The organism is Acinetobacter sp. YH16040_T (assembly GCF_024605785.1).
GTDB lineage: Bacteria > Pseudomonadota > Gammaproteobacteria > Pseudomonadales > Moraxellaceae > Acinetobacter > Acinetobacter amyesii.
The window spans coordinates 3131774-3147372 of record NZ_CP094541.1 but is presented as its reverse complement, the minus strand read 5'-3'; the positions used below and the strand labels follow the sequence as shown (position 1 = coordinate 3147372).

Here is a 15599-nt window from a genome sequence, read left to right as displayed (position 1 = left end):
TCCGATGGAATGTCGACTATTTTATAGATGAAACACGTGCAATATGTGTACTATTGTACAGTTCTTTGTTATAGCGTTGTGAGTAGTGTCCGAAAACGACTGAAATTATCCGGTTTTGTCGCATTTGATATAAAAAATTAATAAAAATCATACGGAAATTTGCAAGGATATGATTAGTATCTGCTTAGTTTTAGGCTTGAATATTCAATCTCGGGTATTTGAATATTAGGAATTTACAAAAAAAATGAACAAAAAAGTTGTGGTGGGTCTTTGTTTGCTTTTCACGAGTCAATGGGCGTGTGCGCTAGACCTTGTGCAAGCTTATGAACGTGCAAAACAAGAAGACCCCAATTGGCAAGCCAATAAACTACAATATGAAGCGGATAAATTGAATTTGGGGATTGCCAATGGGAACTTACTCCCGACGGTAACAATCTCCGGAAATGTGACCCGAAAAAATCAAAATTCCAACCAAAGTGGCGCTCAAGCCGGGCTGATCATGCCAGACAGCACCACAACAAGACAAATTGCGCTCACTGCCCGTCAGCCCATTTTTCGTTGGGATGCATGGGAAGGGCTGAAGCAAGTCAAGACCTCGATTAATTTAAGTGAAATTAATCTGCGGATTCAAAAACAAGATCATATTTTAAATGTCTCTGAAGCTTATTTTAATGTCCTACGTCAACAAGCTTTGACGGTTGCCAACCTACAAGAAGAACAGGCGCTATCTGAACAGTTGCGTATGATGAATGGCAAATTAAAAGAAGGCCTAGTGGCAAAAAGTGATGTCAGTGAAGCCAATGCACAATATCAAAATGCACGGGCAAACCGCATGGCAACCAATGTTCAATTGGTTTTGGCGCAGGAACAATTACAACAGTTGATTGGACCATATCGAGAAAATCTGGCGGTGTTACGTGAAGATTTTCAGTTTGAAAAACCGATTCCAAATAATGTGCAAGCGTGGGAAGAACTGGCTCAGGGGCAGAACCTAGGCATTTTACAAGCGCGTATGCAACAACGTTATGCGGAAGATGGTAAACGCGTCGAAAAGGCCGCCTTATATCCTCAGATTGAAGCGGTAGGGACCTATGGGTATAACAAGCAAAGTCCACAATCCATCATGTCGCAAGATGGTCAATTTGATCAGGTGGGGATTGAAATGAACTGGAATGTGTTTAATGGTGGACGGACACAGAAATCCATTAAGCAAGCAGCGATCAATGTTGAAAAAAGCCAAGCACAGGTGGATGCAGCAATTCGAAAAGCACAAACCGATGTAAAAAAATCTTATATGCAAGTCGAAACGGATCAAAGTAAATTACAGGCACGTAAAGCCGCGATGGATTCTTCCGCGCAAGTGTCTTTAGCATCACAAGCCCAGTATCAGGAAGGTCTGAAAACTATGGTTGATGTGCTGTTGGCACAGCGTAATGCTTTTTCAGCCCGTCAAGATTATTTAAATTCCAAGTACGATTATTTAATACATGTACTGCAACTCAAAGCCTCCGTTGGGAAATTAACGGAAGCTGATTTAGTGGAAATGAATGCATGGTTGGTCGATCAGAAAAATCAGCCATCGATCCTACTAAAGAAATAATCCATGGTCATAAAAGTTTCACAATCAATATGCTTTAATATGGCACTAAAATCTGCCGATTCACGTTGTAGTGGAGACTCGCTTTGCCTAATAATCCTGTTTTAAACCATCACATTTCTTCGCAATTCAATGAAGAGTTGCAGGATGTGCATACCAAATTTATGACCATGGGTGGTTTGGTGGAGCAGCAGGTTGCAAATGCCATTCATGCCTTATTGGATACGGATGCAACGATGGCGATTGATGTTCAATTTCAAGACAATACGGTGAACCGTATGGAAACTGAAATTGATGAAGCGCTTACCCTGATTTTGGCGCGTCGTCATCCTGCTGCGATTGATCTACGCATGGTGATTGCGATGTCGAAAGCCAACACCGATTTAGAACGGATTGGTGATGAAGCGGCAAAAATTGCCCGTATTGCACAAAGCTTGTGTGAAGAGGGTGGTTCACCGCGTGGCTATATGGAAACACGTCATATTGGCAACCAAGTCCGCGTGATGATTCATGATGCGCTGGATGCCTTTGCACGTTTGGATGTAGATCAGGCTTTACGTGTCCTTTTGGCCGATGCCGATATTGATCGTGAGTACCAATCGGCAACCCGTACCCTCATGACGTATATGATAGAAGATCCACGCCACATTACTCGGGTGATGAATGTACTTTGGGTGCTGCGTTCACTTGAACGTATTGGTGACCATGCTCGAAATATCTCTGAACAAGTGATTTATATGGTGAAAGGTCTAGATGTCCGTCACACCAGTGTTGAAGAAATTGAGCAAAAAGTTCAGCGTTAATTGATTAACATCAAGATGAACGAAGCCCATCAAACGATGGGCTTTTTTCGGTCTAAAATTAACTATGTGTTTCTTCGTCTTCCTCAAAAGTCCGGGCAATTTTGTCAATATTTAAACTTTTCGCCATCGCATCGAAGATTTGCTTATAGGCACCTTCTTGATGGTACAAATCATGATGCTCCCCGTGTTCTACGATTTGTCCGTCTTTCATCACATAGGTGTAATCAGCATCGATAATTTGCGACAAACTATGCGAAATCATGATGACGGTACGCCCTTGCTTAATTTGATCCAGACTATTTTTAATTTGTTCAGCAGCGATCGCATCTAAACTTGCAGTCGGTTCATCCAAGAAAATAATCGGCGGATTTTTCAAGAACATGCGTGCCAAGGCAATGCGCTGTTGCTGTCCACCTGAGAGCAGTAAGGCATCGGCTTCATAGGCATGCGGCAGTTTTAAGATCTGATCATGGATCGAGGCTTTCCGTGCTGCATCGAAGACTTCTTGCTCTGTAGCTGTACTTTTGCCATAGCGAATATTTTCAAAAATTGAACCTGGGAAAATATGATTTTTTTGCAATACCAAACCAATATTTTCACGTAAATACTGTGTATCAATCTGTTCTAAATCGATGCCATCGAGTTTGATATTGCCCGCTTGAGGATGATAAAACTTATCCAGTAAACTAATTAATGTCGATTTACCAGCGCCAGATAAACCAACCAAGGCGGTGATTTTGTTCGGTTGGATGGTCATGTTGATGCGGTGCAATGCCTGAAAGCCATTGGGATAGCTAAAGTCGACATTGCTTAATTCAAATTGACCTTGAATCGGAGGTTGAGCAGTGCCACTGGTTTCAATTTCATGATCCGCTTCTAAGATGTTAAAGAAGCTTTCCGAATAAATCATTGCAGAGTTAATTTCATCATAGATACGATGCAGCGAGCGAATCGGGGCAGAGACATTATTAAATAACAACACGTGATACATAATCATCCCGATACTCATTTGCCCATCCAAAACAAAATAGGCCGTCAGAATGATGATCAGCACTACACCGACCTGTTCAATAAAGGTTTTGAGTCCGTCAAAGATATAACTGGTTTGCCGTGTCTGCATCTGGTTTTCAGTCAGCGACTTTTGCAGATTTAATTGCTTTTTCGATTCGACGGCTTCTTTGTTAAAAGATTTAATGACCGTTATCGAATTGATAATACTCAGAATACCCTGATTTTTCTTTTCAAAATTATCGCGTAGGGCACGGCGTTTGCCTGCCAGTTTTTGTGATTGTTTGAAAGTTAGCCAAAAATAAATCGGCACGATAATTGTGGCCACCACGCCAACCCAAACATTGGCATAATACATTAAGCCCAGTGCAATAATCGCACTGGTAAAAAGCGGTAAAATATCAATAAAAAAGATTTGAACTAGTCGTGTGAGCGAGCTGACACCCCGATCAATTCGAGTTTGGAGCTTACCTGCTTGGTTGTCTTGTTGATCGAAGAATGCCAATCGATAGGTGATAAATTTTTCAATAATGCCTTGGGACAAATCCTGAGAAATTAAAATACGTAACTTTTCACCAAACGATTTTTGTCCAAATTGCACGATGGCATTGATGACTTCTTTTCCCAGTAAGACTACGGTGATGGTGATTAATATATGCCAACCATTGGCTAGACCGAGGCCTTGTTGTAAAAGCTGATTGATGCTGTCTACGGCATATTTGAGTGTCAGGGCATTCACCTGTGCCGTGAGTGAGCCAATTAAGGTCAAGATCAGCGTCACGACCACCAGCCAGCGGTATGGCTGTACGAATGGGCGTAATTTTTGGAAAAGTTGCCACAGATTCATAAGCAATTATTTTTATTGTGAATATGAGCTTTAGTCTAAGACTGAAAATTCAATGCGACAAGCGATGACAATGTTTTGATTTGTGACGAGAGTTTTTCAGCTAAGATATTTTTAAATGTGCTCACGACCTCAGCATCACGCTGCTGCGCCTAACAGTGTTGAGTTGAACCGATGAATTTTGAATTATTTGCGCCTGAACCGCATGCAAACCTGCTGCCCTATGATGGTGAAGTTGAAGATTATGGACTGATCTTCAATGCTGAAGACAGTGAAAAATATTTACGCTATTTCCTCACGCAGTTGGCTTGGCAGCATGATGAAGTCATTTTGCATGGACAGTATTATCAAACGGAGCGAAAAGTGGTTTGGTATGGAGATGCCCATTATGAGTATCACTATTCAGGCATGCAAAAGCAGGCATTGATCTGGAATCCAGCTTTACTACGCTTAAAGCAACATATTGAGCAACGGGTGGGTCAGGCGTTTAATTCCTGTTTGGCCAATTTATACGAAAATGGTACGCAAGCGGTAGGGTGGCATAGTGATGATGAGCCGTCTTTACTTTCACCCACACAGCAGGTGGTGATCGCATCTTTGAGTTTTGGCGCAAGCCGAAAGTTTTGCTTTAAACATAAAAGCACCCAAGAGAAAGTACAGCTTTTACTGCAAAGTGGACAGTTGATCGTGATGCGTGGGCAAACCCAACGGTATTGGAAGCATGCCCTAATGAAGTCGATGAAAGTGACCGAGCCGAGGGTGAATTTAACCTTTCGTTATTTCTATGATCAACAGCCGTAAAAAAAGCCCATATCTAGATGAGCTTTTTTCTTTCTCTGAGGAAGAGTATAGCGACAATCAACTGAAATCATGGTTGAGATGACTGCTAAAGAACAATAATCATATTATGATAATTTATCTAATATTTATAATTAATAAATTCAATTAATAATATAAATTTATCAGATTAATTAAATATCATCTTTACAACATCGCATCAGTTGTGCGCAAACTGATCAGATTTAAATGGCGTCCGATTCTTCCATCATACTGCTGTATTTTTTCTCAATACGCGCTGTACAGTCTTGCATCATTTCTACGACTTTTTGAAAATTCATAAATTCAAAACGATTTTTAGACGCCAATAGGGTCAAAGCAAGTGGGGGTTCTTTACTGGAAAACTTAATCGGAATCGATAAGCTCGACATATTCGGGTCAACTTCACCATTGGAAAAATAATAACCCTGCTTTTTAATCTTTTTCATTTGCTGCATAAATTCTTCTTCATTATGCGCAAAACCAACTTGAGATAACTCGTCCGCAAAACGGTGGTAATAATCTAAAATCCGTTGCTTAGGTAACTGAGACAAAATTACTTTAGACGATGAGCCTTTATACATTGGACGCGGGCTACCTCGACCATAAGCCAATGCGGCATAGTCTTTATAAAGTTCATGATGTACATCAATGCAAGAGTCGATATTTAGATGCGTCAATAAGCAGCAAGACTCTGTGCGTTCCACAATTTCTTTCATGAAGGGGATGCTAATTTGCACCAATGGATCGGTGGTGCGAGAAATAAAATCAAGCACAGCAATTTTTGAACCCAGTGTGTAATCGCCAGAAGTCCCACTGAGGCGCTGCAATAATTCAGCAGAAACCAGTTCTTTTAAATAGCGATAGCTCGTTGGTTTAGATAAGCCTAATTCTTCACTAATAATGTCGACATTGATGATGGGACGAGCAACTGAAAATAAGTCGAGTACGGTGAGAATTTTACCAAAACTGGAAAGCGCCATAAGAACCTGCTTGGTCACAATAAAAAATGAATCGTTAAGTTACTTTATAACAAATTGCTCGGCCTGATGTTGCGCTTTTCTACATTTGAAATGAAAAAAATCTGAAATATCACAGGGTTTCTTAGGGCATCCTGATAAAAGCATAAGAAAAACCTAAAATATGCATTTAAAATATAGTTAAATTATCAAAATAAGATATTTATATTGACTATTATTTACTTTTTTAGCAAAATTGCTATGAAAATATCCTATATTGAATAAATATTGCTCATCCATGTGATGCACAGGCAATGTTGTACATTACTTTTTGTATTCAAATGGTTTGAAACACGATTTGAATCGCTTCTTTACTTATTGAAATTTCTAGTCATTCCTGTGCCGTGATACAGGTTGTGCTATCGAATGTTTAAGCATTCGATACGAGGCCGTTTTCACTAAAAAGAAGCAAGCCACCGAGATCCATCATGCTGCTGACGAAACAAATACTCGCTTTTCGGCCCAATAAAATGGACTGGATTTTTGCGACCAAAACGTTCATCGCGGGCATGCTTGCATTGTATGTGGCCTTTGTACTGAATTTGGCATATCCGATTTGGGCGATTGGCACCGTTTTCGTGATCGCGAATCCATATTCAGGGATGACGTCTTCAAAAAGTTTGTATCGTGTATTAGGGACGTTCTTAGGGGCGGCCGTGTCGGTGGTGGCACTGCCACATCTCATTCACATGCCTGTACTGTTTACGGTGTTTTTAGCGGTTTGGGTTGGGTTTTGCCTGTATTTGTCACTGCTAGACCGTACGCCTCGTAGTTATGTTTCCATGTTGGCGGGTTATACCACGGTCATTATCTGTTTTAACGTGGTGTATTTTATTGATACCGCTTCGATCTTCGATATGGCCTTGGGGCGTTTTCTCGAAATTACGGTGGGTGTGGTATGTAGTGTCATCGTGACCACGACATTATTTCCAATGCATATTGGTCCTGCAGTCGAAACACGAGTGAGTAAAACCTTTGCCGATACCAAAGAAATTTTTGATCAGATTTTATTAGAGCCCGCCGAACTAGAAAATTATTCAAAAAACCTCGGCAATATTGCACGAGATATCGCGGATATACATGTCATGGCGGTGCATTTGTCTTATGAAAAATCCACCTTAAAAGGCATGACACGTCCATTGCAGGAAATCTTGCATCAGTTGAGTTTGTTGGTCAGTAACTTGGTGGCCATGTCTGAACGGATGAAACAATTAGACGGTCTGGACATACATTATCGGACGGCACTCAAGCAAGCCCATGAACATATTGCCGCGTTTTTATTAGATCAACATCAGATTGAGGAAAGTAAACTTAATCAATTGCCTGAACAGTTTGAGCAAGATTTTCAACACATTCAGACACAGGCATTGCCATCACAGCAGGTGATTTTGGGCAGTCTAAAAATGGATATTCGCCATTTTATTCAGAATATTCGTGCGATTCGTCTGCTTTGGCAGCGGGTACAGCAAGGCGACTCCACTTTACCGGCCATACTGACCGCCTTGGGCAATAGTCATTATCCGACTTTGCACCGAGATGCGGGGGTTGCTATTCGTGGCGGGGTGTCTGCATGTTTGATTATTTTAATTTCTACAGGTTTTTGGATCGTCAGTGGTTGGAAAGCTGGATTTATGATGGCTGAAATGGCTGCGATCAGTGCTTGTATTTTAACTGCAATGGATAACCCTGTTCCTGCATTGAAAATGTTTATTCGCGCCAATATGTATGCGGCTTTCATGGTGTTTATCTACGCCTATGGCATTTTCCCGCATGTGACCGCTTTTTGGCAGTTGATCGTGGTGTTAGCACCGTTTGTGATGTTCTGTCTGATGCTATTTTTACATCCGCCTTTGATTGGGATCAGCTTGCCGCTTTTGATGGGGACCATCATGGGACTGAATTTTCAAAACCGCTTTAGCCTCGATCAGGTGTTTTTCTTTGATGCATCGATTGGGACGGTTTTGGGACCCATTATTTCGGTGTTTATTATTCATTTAGTGCGTGCGATGTCACCAGATATGACGGCCCAACGTATACTTTCACAGCATTACAAGGCACTGCGTCAGGCTTTATATCTGCCATACGGCTTACCGTTTCGGGTGCATTTACGCAGTATGTTGGACCGAATCGGCATCCTAAACAGCAAAATGGTGCAATCAGGGAATTTAAAACAACAGATCGAGTGGGCTTTGGTGGAAGCCAGTGCTGTGATTGATTTAACCCGCTTGCAAGAACTCATGAATAAACTCGATCCGAATGATGCACTGGTCAGCGAACTCGAAGAGTTACAACAAGATTTAGATGACTATTTTCGGGCCATGGAACAAGGGCAAAAGAATGTGTATATGAGCTTGAAACAGCAAATTGTAGAGCGAATTCAACGATTGAATCAGGCTGTTCAGGGTGTGGAAAACGATGATGTTATGCATCGAATTCAGTATTCGCTGAACAATATTCAAAGCAGTTTGTGTCATGTCCTAACACAGCAAACACCAAATCATTTACAGGTCGAGGCACAACATGGGTGAGCTAAATGTATATGGCGTCTATGTGCCCATTCTATTGATTCAAGCGGTATTGGCCTATCTGTTATTGCGGGTCATCATGCGTTTGCTTGACTGATGGATGGCGCCAGATTGGGTGCCGATGCTCAATATTTTTTATTTGGGTGTATTTATGATGTTGCTTTGGCTGGTGCATGAAATCTTTATTTTCTGCCAGTTCTAAGCCCCTAAAAAATGAAATGATTGAGGTAATCGTATGACCAATTTGAATGTCCGAAAATATGTTCGGCCTGTATTGTTGATAATCGTGCTATGTGGCGCATTACTTGCGCTGAAACATATTTGGGACTATTACAATTCGGAACCATGGACGCGTGATGGACGGGTACGTGGTGACGTGATTCAAGTGTCATCGGATGTTTCAGGTTTGGTCACAGACGTTTTAGTTCAAGACAACCAACAAGTGAAAAAAGGCCAAGTGCTGTTTCGTATAGATGTGGCACGTCAAGCTTTGGATGTTGAGCAAGCCAAATCTGACTTGGCGAAAGCCAAAGCAGGACTGGCAGGGGCTGAAGCGCAGCTTGCTGAAGCCAAAGCGAATTTAGTGAAGTCACAAGCCAATATTAATCTTGCAGATAAAAATGCAAATCGTTATGCAAGTTTGATGGACGGTGCGATTTCAAAACAAGAACAAGATCAAATGTTTGCAGTACGTGATCAATCACATGCAGAGCATGAACAAACTCAGGCCGCGATTGAGCAAGCCAAAGCCAGTGTGGTGCAGCAAAAAGCCCTGATTGAAGCGGCGAATAGCAGTTTGCATTTGGCAGAATTGAATTTAAAACGTTCGGAAGTGGTTGCACCGACTGATGGAACATTGTCTAACTTTGAACTCAAAGCAGGGAATTACGTCAAAGTTGGCCAAGCCGTAGCGGCCTTAATTGACCGTCAACAATTGTATGTTGTGGGATATTTTGAAGAAACCAAACTAGATAAAATCTATGTTGGCGCACCTGCAACAATCCAACTGATGGGAAGTTCTGAAGTTTATAAGGGGCATGTACAAGGCGTTGCAACAGGGATTGAAGACCGTGAACGTACATCGACTGATAGTTTACTGGCCAATGTCAATCCAACCTTTAGTTGGGTTCGTTTGGCACAGCGTGTACCAGTGAAAATTGTACTGGATGAAGTGCCGCATGATCAGTTGGCTTTTGTCGCGGGTCGAACCACCACGATTCATATTGTGGATAAAAACTAAGTTATCCCCAATCATTTCATTTGCGCAGCATTGAGTGATCAATCTTGCGCATAAAAAAGCATCCTTTTTCGGATGCTTTTTTATTTGCCTGTTTGTTGAAAGCGCTTAAGGTTTCAGTCCCACTGGATTTCGATACCAACTTTCAATAAATAATGCTGCAGCAAGGCTGTCGGCAGAAAGATTCTTCGCACGGCCTTGGGCTTGATAATGATCTAATTCATCACGCGCTTCACGTGTAGTTAATCGTTCATCGACCATCAAAGTTTCAATATTGGTTTGGTGGCGAAGGCGTCGTGCAAATTTACGCGCACGTGTGGAGAGTTCAGATTCGCTATCATCCATATTGAGCGGTAGACCCACGATGAACAAATCCGGCTGATACTGTTTCACAATCTTGAGTAGATTATCCCAATTGGGAATGCCATCTTTCATGGGAAAGAGTGGCAGGGGATTTGCACTTTCAATCAAGGCTTGTCCCACAGCCATTCCTGTTTTTTGTGTGCCAAAGTCAAAGGCCATAATCATTTGATATTGTGGTAAATCAGGCATGTCCAATCTCAGATGATAACCACGTGCGGTCTACGCCCATTTTTTTATAGGCAGCGTCCCAGCGGTCGTCATAAGGTAAGTTAAATATTAAATCCATGTCTGAGTCACAAATGAGCCAATCACCCCGAGCAATTTCTTCTTCTAATTGGCTTTTACCCCAACTGGCATAGCCTAGAGCCACCTGATAACGACCCACACCTTCATTGTGTGCAATCGCATCTAAAATATCTTTAGACGTGGTAATGCAGACATTTTCACCTACAGCAATAGACGAATGCCATGTCGGTTGACCGGTATGAAGAACAAAACCTGCCTCTGGGCGCAAAGGTCCACCTTGCAACACTTCATGAGGATGCACATTATCTGCCTCAATTTCTAAATCATTCAAGAGTTCTTTGATCTGCAAGCCCGAAGGACGATTAATAATGATGCCTTGAGCGCCATCTTCATCATGTCGCGCTAAATAAATCACCGTATTGGCAAAGAATTCATCGTTCATTTCGGGTGGAGCAATCAGGCAGCGGTGTGTGAGGTATTGTTTAGTCACCTAATGGCTTCTCCTTATTGGGGTAAGTTTCATTCTTGGGGGGAATTGCATTCGAATAACGTTGTATTTATCAACATACTAGACTCACAAGTTTTCAACAATGAGTTTTTCTGCAAATTCAATATTTGTCATGCTCGACCTGTGAGGGACATGATAACAATCTTCATCGTGCAGGCAGGTCTATAATACGGTGAATCGTGAAGAAATTAATTAAGATTTGAACAACAGCAGTACAAAAGTGAGGAGAAGATATACGTGATGGATGACTGAGATTGCTTAAAATAGCAGGATAAACTGAGGGTAAAACAATGACACATTATTCAAAAATAATAGGGATGGCACTCTGTGCAAGCCTACCTATTTCAGGCTTTGCAGGAAGCGCTGACTTACAAAAACATGAATCTCAGGTGATTAAAAAATATAAAAACTTGAATTTTTATGAGGTCAATGAAGCGATAGAACGTGAAATTGTGGATGTCATTGCGGCAGATCCGAGCAGTTTTCACTACGGATTTACGCAACTCGAAAAGCAAGGTTTTGTTCATGTGCAATATTCACCAGATAAAAAACTTAAATTTTATAGTTTTGATGTGTCTGGCGGAGGCACCATGGGGGAGTGGAGCAGCTATGTGCAATATGCAACGGGAAAAACGCAACATTTAGATCAATTTGACTCAGGCTATATCAATCAAATTTTGCCGATCAACATCCAAAATAAAACCGTATATTTGGTGAAGAGTTATTATAAAGGTGATAATTGCAGTGGATTACATCATCTAAGAGCCGTTGAAGTTGGGCCAAAACAGTTACTTAAATCTTATGTATTTCAACCTAAGCAAAAAAACCTGCATGAAATTTCAGTCGATTATGATTGCCACTACGATAAAGACAGAAGCTCCAGTCAAAACTATTTAAAAGTTGGTCCTAAACATGTGGATGTGATGTTATTAAATGAAAACTATCAGCCACAACAGAAGTACTTACGTTATAGCTTGGGCTCAAAAGGCTTTGTCTATCAAGGAATTATTAAATAGAAGTCGTAATTAAATAGAGGTTGTATCACAAGTGATAAAAAAAGCCTTAGTCAAAGTGAACTAAGGCTTTTTTATTTAAGACATTTACGGTGATTTAGCTGTGCTGAAACTTTAATTGGCGTAAATGTTTGGCATGTTGTAATGTGGTATCGCTAATTTCAACACCACCCGTCATGCGAGCAAGCTCTTGAATTCGATCATCTTCTTCTAATTCGATAATGGTACTGCTTGCAGGATCCGTTTGACGTTTTTTCACCAGGAGATGTTGGTCAGATTGAGCAGCGACTTGGGCTTGGTGAGTAATACATAAAATTTGAACATGCTGCGCCAAATCAGCCAACAAACGTCCGACAATTTCTGCCGTTCCGCCACTGATCCCGACATCAATTTCATCAAAGACTAACACTTCGGATTCAGTTTTTTCAGCATTCATCACTTGCATGACTAAGGCAATACGTGACAATTCACCCCCCGATGCCACGCGTGCTAAAGGCTGAGCAGGAATCCCTTTGTTTGCGGTGAACAGCAGTTGAATAAAGCTCAAACCTTCACTTGAAGCTTGTTCTAGAGGCTCAAATTTAAATTCAAAATGTGCTTCTGGGAGCGCGAGCTGCTTCACTTGTTCAGTCAATTGCTTCGCCAATGGGGTAGATGCTTCACGACGAATATCATCCAAATGCTGTGCTTTGGCTAAAAAGTCTTGATGAGACACTTCCACTTGTTCAGCTAGGGTTTCAGGATCTTCAAGTTGATGTAATTGTTCTAGCTCAAGTTGCCACGCATCATAATCATTTTTTAAATCTTCAGGCTGAGTACGATATTTACGCGCTAAGCGATGAAAAACTTCGAGTTTAGTGTTTAATTCGTCCATACGTTCAGGATCGAAACTTTGACGATCAATAAAATGACGTAAATTTGCTGTCGCATCTTCAATTTCACTTTGAGCGTTCAGTAGCGACGTATAAATTTCAGAAAGTTGTTCACTACGTCCTGCATGCGATTCAATCCGACGAATGATCGCGCCCATTTCTTGATTGATATTTTGCTCGGCGTCATCGAGGGCATTTAGACCATAGCTACAATCTTGCATGATATGTTCATGATGACTGAGACGGTCAAATTCTTGCTCGATTTCTTTGTAGTCCGTTTGCACAACGTCTTCAAGTTCTTCCAATTGAAGTTCAAGCGTTTCTATCCGTTGCTTACGTGTGGCTTGGGCGTCGAGTGCTGCTTGGTGCTGACGAATGTCCTTTTGCCATTTGCTATAAGCATCACGCACGGCTTGAGCAGGCTGATAAAAATTATAATAACGATCCAACCAATGCTTTGGATAGGGTGGTTCTAAGAGTTGTTGTTGGCTGTGTTGGCTATAAAGTTGTACCAATAAGCGGCCAATTTCTTTTAATTCTGATAAGCTGCTCGGACGTCCATTAATCCATGCTTTGCTGCGACCTGTTGCAAAAATCACGCGACGTAAATGGATTTCGCCAGACTCATCATCTAGTTCGTGTTCTTTGAGCCAAAGCGCTTCAGGGCTGTGCTCTTGATAGCTAAAGGTCGCTGTCACATCGGCTTTGTCTGATCCATAGCGCACGTAGTTGGTGTCTGTACGTTCACCTAAGCAAGCTGATAATGCGTCTAGAAGTAAAGATTTACCTGCACCCGTTTCACCCGTCAGGACATTAAAGCCTTGTTCAATGTCGATGGCTAAATGGTCGGCTAATGCAAAATTGATCAGAGTTAAATGTGTCAGCATAAACGCATCCGAGCTGCGAAAAGTTCTAGTTAAAGATAATTAAGTTTTGTTTTGGTCACAAGACAAGTTTTATTTTAAGATGACGAAAAACCTCATAATTCTATCTTAAATTTCAGTTTAACAAGAAATTAGTTTCTTATCCGCTGTATCCATGCAGTGTTGTGATGCAAAGAGTAAATGATCTTGCATAACGTGAGCTGAAACCACCAACGTCCTGCCAAGTCCTCTTAAAACACGTTTGTGTATGTATTCTTGTATTTAATCTAGCGTGTTATTGCCATAAAACGTCATCATTTGGTCACTCAAATCTACCAATATGATTCATCACGCTGCTATTTTTTTGAAATGAGTTTGCAGCGTTTCGATTAACCCTAACTAGGACTTTAGTGGATGAAACAAAAAAGTATTTTGTACAACAGCACAGCTTGTTTTAGACTCTAAATGTTGAGGTGATGGGATGAAATTGGGGCACATCCGGTACTCAGATTTTTGTAATTATCTATCGCACAGTTTTCAACACAGATTGATTAGTTTTTGCAGCACAATTAAACTACATCGATCAAAATATTATAAATATGCTTTATCTGGAGAAAACGCATGTCAGCACAGTTTGATCATGTATCGGTAATCAAAAAATCAAATGTTTATTTTGGCGGTCTATGCATCAGCCATACTGTGCAATTTGAAGATGGAACAAAGAAAACACTGGGTGTGTTGCTTCCAACTGAACAAGCGCTGACTTTTGAAACTCATGTACCTGAACGTATGGAAATTATTTCAGGCGAATGTCGTGTTCAAATTGCAGATAGCGAAGAAAGCGAATTATTCCGTGCGGGCCAATCGTTCTACGTGCCAGGTAATAGCCGTTTTAAAATTGAAACAGATGAAGTCTTGGACTATGTGTGCCACTTAGAAGGCTAATGATTCAATCAATTTAGGCACAGTTTTTTAACCTTAAATCGGTTAAACTATGTGTCATAGCATAAATCCTGTAAAGCTTGCTTTGCAGGATTTTTCTTTTTGGCAGCCTATGCTGTGCTCTAGGGATATCATACCCTGTTCAAAAGTTAATCGAAGTTTGCAAATTAGAGGTCGTTCATGGCGAAACCGGAATATTATTATGGCGTTCATTCAGTGGAGTCATTACTGGAACTTGAGCCAGAACGCGTTTTAACTTTATTTGCGTTAAAAGGACGTGATGATCAGCGTTTAAAACGTATTTTTGAGCTTGCAGAACCGTTTGGTGTCAGCATTCAAAAAGCTAGTCGTGATAGTTTGGAAAAACTTGCGGGACAACCGTTCCATCAAGGTGTGGTTGCGGCTGTACGCCCACATCCAGTCTTGAACGAAAAAGATTTAGAGGCTTTATTACAAGCCAATCCAAATGCGTTGCTATTGGCATTAGATCATATTACAGATCCACATAACCTTGGTGCATGCATTCGTACAGCGGCAGCCATGGGTGTTGAAGCTGTGATTGCACCGCGTGATCGTTCAGCGACGCTTACCCCAACAGCCCGTAAAGTTGCTGCAGGTGGTGCTGAAAAAGTGAAGTTTATTCAGGTGACGAACTTGGCACGTACCTTGGCTCAAATCAAAGAAGACTTTAATGTACTTGTGGTCGGCACCATGCTAGATGAAAAAGCATTGCCGATTCAAAATTTTGACTTCACAGGTACGGGTGTATGTGTGGTGATGGGCGCTGAAGATACAGGTTTACGTCCTATTACGCAGGCGCAATGTGATCAAACTGTGTACATTCCAATGGCCGGCAATTTGCAAAGCTTAAATGTCAGTGTCGCAACAGGTATGGCATTGTATGAAGCATGTCGTCAACGTAATAATGAATTGAAATAGCAGT

General features: G+C 41.2%; 14 protein-coding genes. 9 read left to right on the top strand and 5 right to left on the bottom strand.

The window, feature by feature from the left end; all coding sequences use genetic code 11:
- The first annotated feature begins 244 nt into the window (after nucleotides 1-244).
- Nucleotides 245-1600, top strand: a complete 1356-nt coding sequence (locus MST16_RS15525) for a TolC family outer membrane protein (RefSeq protein ID WP_078189434.1) — start codon at nucleotides 245-247, stop codon at nucleotides 1598-1600.
- An 83-nt stretch (nucleotides 1601-1683) separates the two neighbouring features.
- Nucleotides 1684-2400, top strand: coding sequence for a phosphate signaling complex protein PhoU (gene phoU, locus MST16_RS15520; protein ID WP_078189433.1), 717 nt, complete (start codon nucleotides 1684-1686; stop codon nucleotides 2398-2400).
- 58 nt (nucleotides 2401-2458) lie between these two features.
- On the opposite strand, the gene MST16_RS15515 is transcribed toward phoU, so the two are convergent.
- A complete protein-coding gene (locus tag MST16_RS15515) occupies nucleotides 2459-4255 on the bottom strand; it encodes an ABC transporter ATP-binding protein (protein WP_078189432.1) in 1797 nt (598 codons plus the stop codon).
- A gap of 171 nt (nucleotides 4256-4426) precedes the next feature.
- Here MST16_RS15515 and MST16_RS15510 point away from each other — a divergent pair, with 171 nt between their 5' ends.
- Nucleotides 4427-5053, top strand: a complete 627-nt coding sequence (locus MST16_RS15510; protein WP_180092166.1) for an alpha-ketoglutarate-dependent dioxygenase AlkB — start codon at nucleotides 4427-4429, stop codon at nucleotides 5051-5053.
- A 221-nt stretch (nucleotides 5054-5274) separates the two neighbouring features.
- Here MST16_RS15510 and MST16_RS15505 read toward each other — a convergent pair whose 3' ends face one another.
- Nucleotides 5275-6051 (bottom strand): IclR family transcriptional regulator, encoded by a 777-nt coding sequence (locus MST16_RS15505; RefSeq protein WP_078189430.1) that lies wholly within the window; start codon nucleotides 6049-6051, stop codon nucleotides 5275-5277.
- A gap of 464 nt (nucleotides 6052-6515) precedes the next feature.
- Between MST16_RS15505 and MST16_RS15500 the strand changes: the two genes are divergently transcribed.
- The 3 genes from MST16_RS15500 (at nucleotide 6516) to MST16_RS15490 (ending at nucleotide 9852) form a co-directional block, all read left to right on the top strand.
- Nucleotides 6516-8615: an FUSC family protein gene (locus MST16_RS15500; protein ID WP_180092163.1), complete on the top strand. Its 2100-nt coding sequence runs from the start codon at nucleotides 6516-6518 to the stop codon at nucleotides 8613-8615.
- Nucleotides 8608-8709: a DUF1656 domain-containing protein gene (locus MST16_RS15495; protein ID WP_257225765.1), complete on the top strand. Its 102-nt coding sequence runs from the start codon at nucleotides 8608-8610 to the stop codon at nucleotides 8707-8709. Before MST16_RS15500 ends, MST16_RS15495 begins: the two co-directional genes overlap by 8 nt.
- A 138-nt stretch (nucleotides 8710-8847) precedes the next feature.
- Nucleotides 8848-9852 carry an HlyD family secretion protein gene (locus tag MST16_RS15490; RefSeq protein WP_180064879.1) on the top strand — a complete coding sequence of 335 codons (1005 nt, stop codon included), beginning with the start codon at nucleotides 8848-8850 and terminating at the stop codon, nucleotides 9850-9852.
- A gap of 105 nt (nucleotides 9853-9957) precedes the next feature.
- Here MST16_RS15490 and ruvX read toward each other — a convergent pair whose 3' ends face one another.
- Together ruvX and MST16_RS15480 are read right to left on the bottom strand one after the other, a co-directional pair.
- Complete coding sequence (gene ruvX / locus MST16_RS15485; RefSeq protein ID WP_078192570.1) at nucleotides 9958-10401, bottom strand: Holliday junction resolvase RuvX; 444 nt, start codon at nucleotides 10399-10401, stop codon at nucleotides 9958-9960.
- Nucleotides 10394-10948, bottom strand: a complete 555-nt coding sequence (locus tag MST16_RS15480) for a YqgE/AlgH family protein (RefSeq protein WP_180022050.1) — start codon at nucleotides 10946-10948, stop codon at nucleotides 10394-10396. Before MST16_RS15480 ends, ruvX begins: the two co-directional genes overlap by 8 nt.
- A 308-nt stretch (nucleotides 10949-11256) precedes the next feature.
- On the opposite strand from MST16_RS15480, the gene MST16_RS15475 reads away from it, so the two are divergent.
- On the top strand, nucleotides 11257-11982 hold the full coding sequence (locus tag MST16_RS15475; protein WP_180092160.1) for a hypothetical protein: 726 nt from the start codon (nucleotides 11257-11259) through the stop codon (nucleotides 11980-11982).
- Nucleotides 11983-12076: 94 nt separating this feature from the next.
- On the opposite strand, the gene recN is transcribed toward MST16_RS15475, so the two are convergent.
- Entirely contained in the window at nucleotides 12077-13738 is a 1662-nt protein-coding gene (gene recN / locus MST16_RS15470) for a DNA repair protein RecN (protein WP_180092157.1), read from the bottom strand.
- Nucleotides 13739-14335: 597 nt separating this feature from the next.
- Here recN and MST16_RS15465 point away from each other — a divergent pair.
- Both MST16_RS15465 and rlmB read left to right on the top strand, forming a co-directional pair.
- Nucleotides 14336-14659, top strand: a complete 324-nt coding sequence (locus tag MST16_RS15465; protein ID WP_067763086.1) for a pyrimidine/purine nucleoside phosphorylase — start codon at nucleotides 14336-14338, stop codon at nucleotides 14657-14659.
- A gap of 177 nt (nucleotides 14660-14836) precedes the next feature.
- Nucleotides 14837-15595 (top strand): 23S rRNA (guanosine(2251)-2'-O)-methyltransferase RlmB, encoded by a 759-nt coding sequence (gene rlmB / locus MST16_RS15460; RefSeq protein WP_180092154.1) that lies wholly within the window; start codon nucleotides 14837-14839, stop codon nucleotides 15593-15595.
- Nucleotides 15596-15599: the final 4 nt, after the last annotated feature.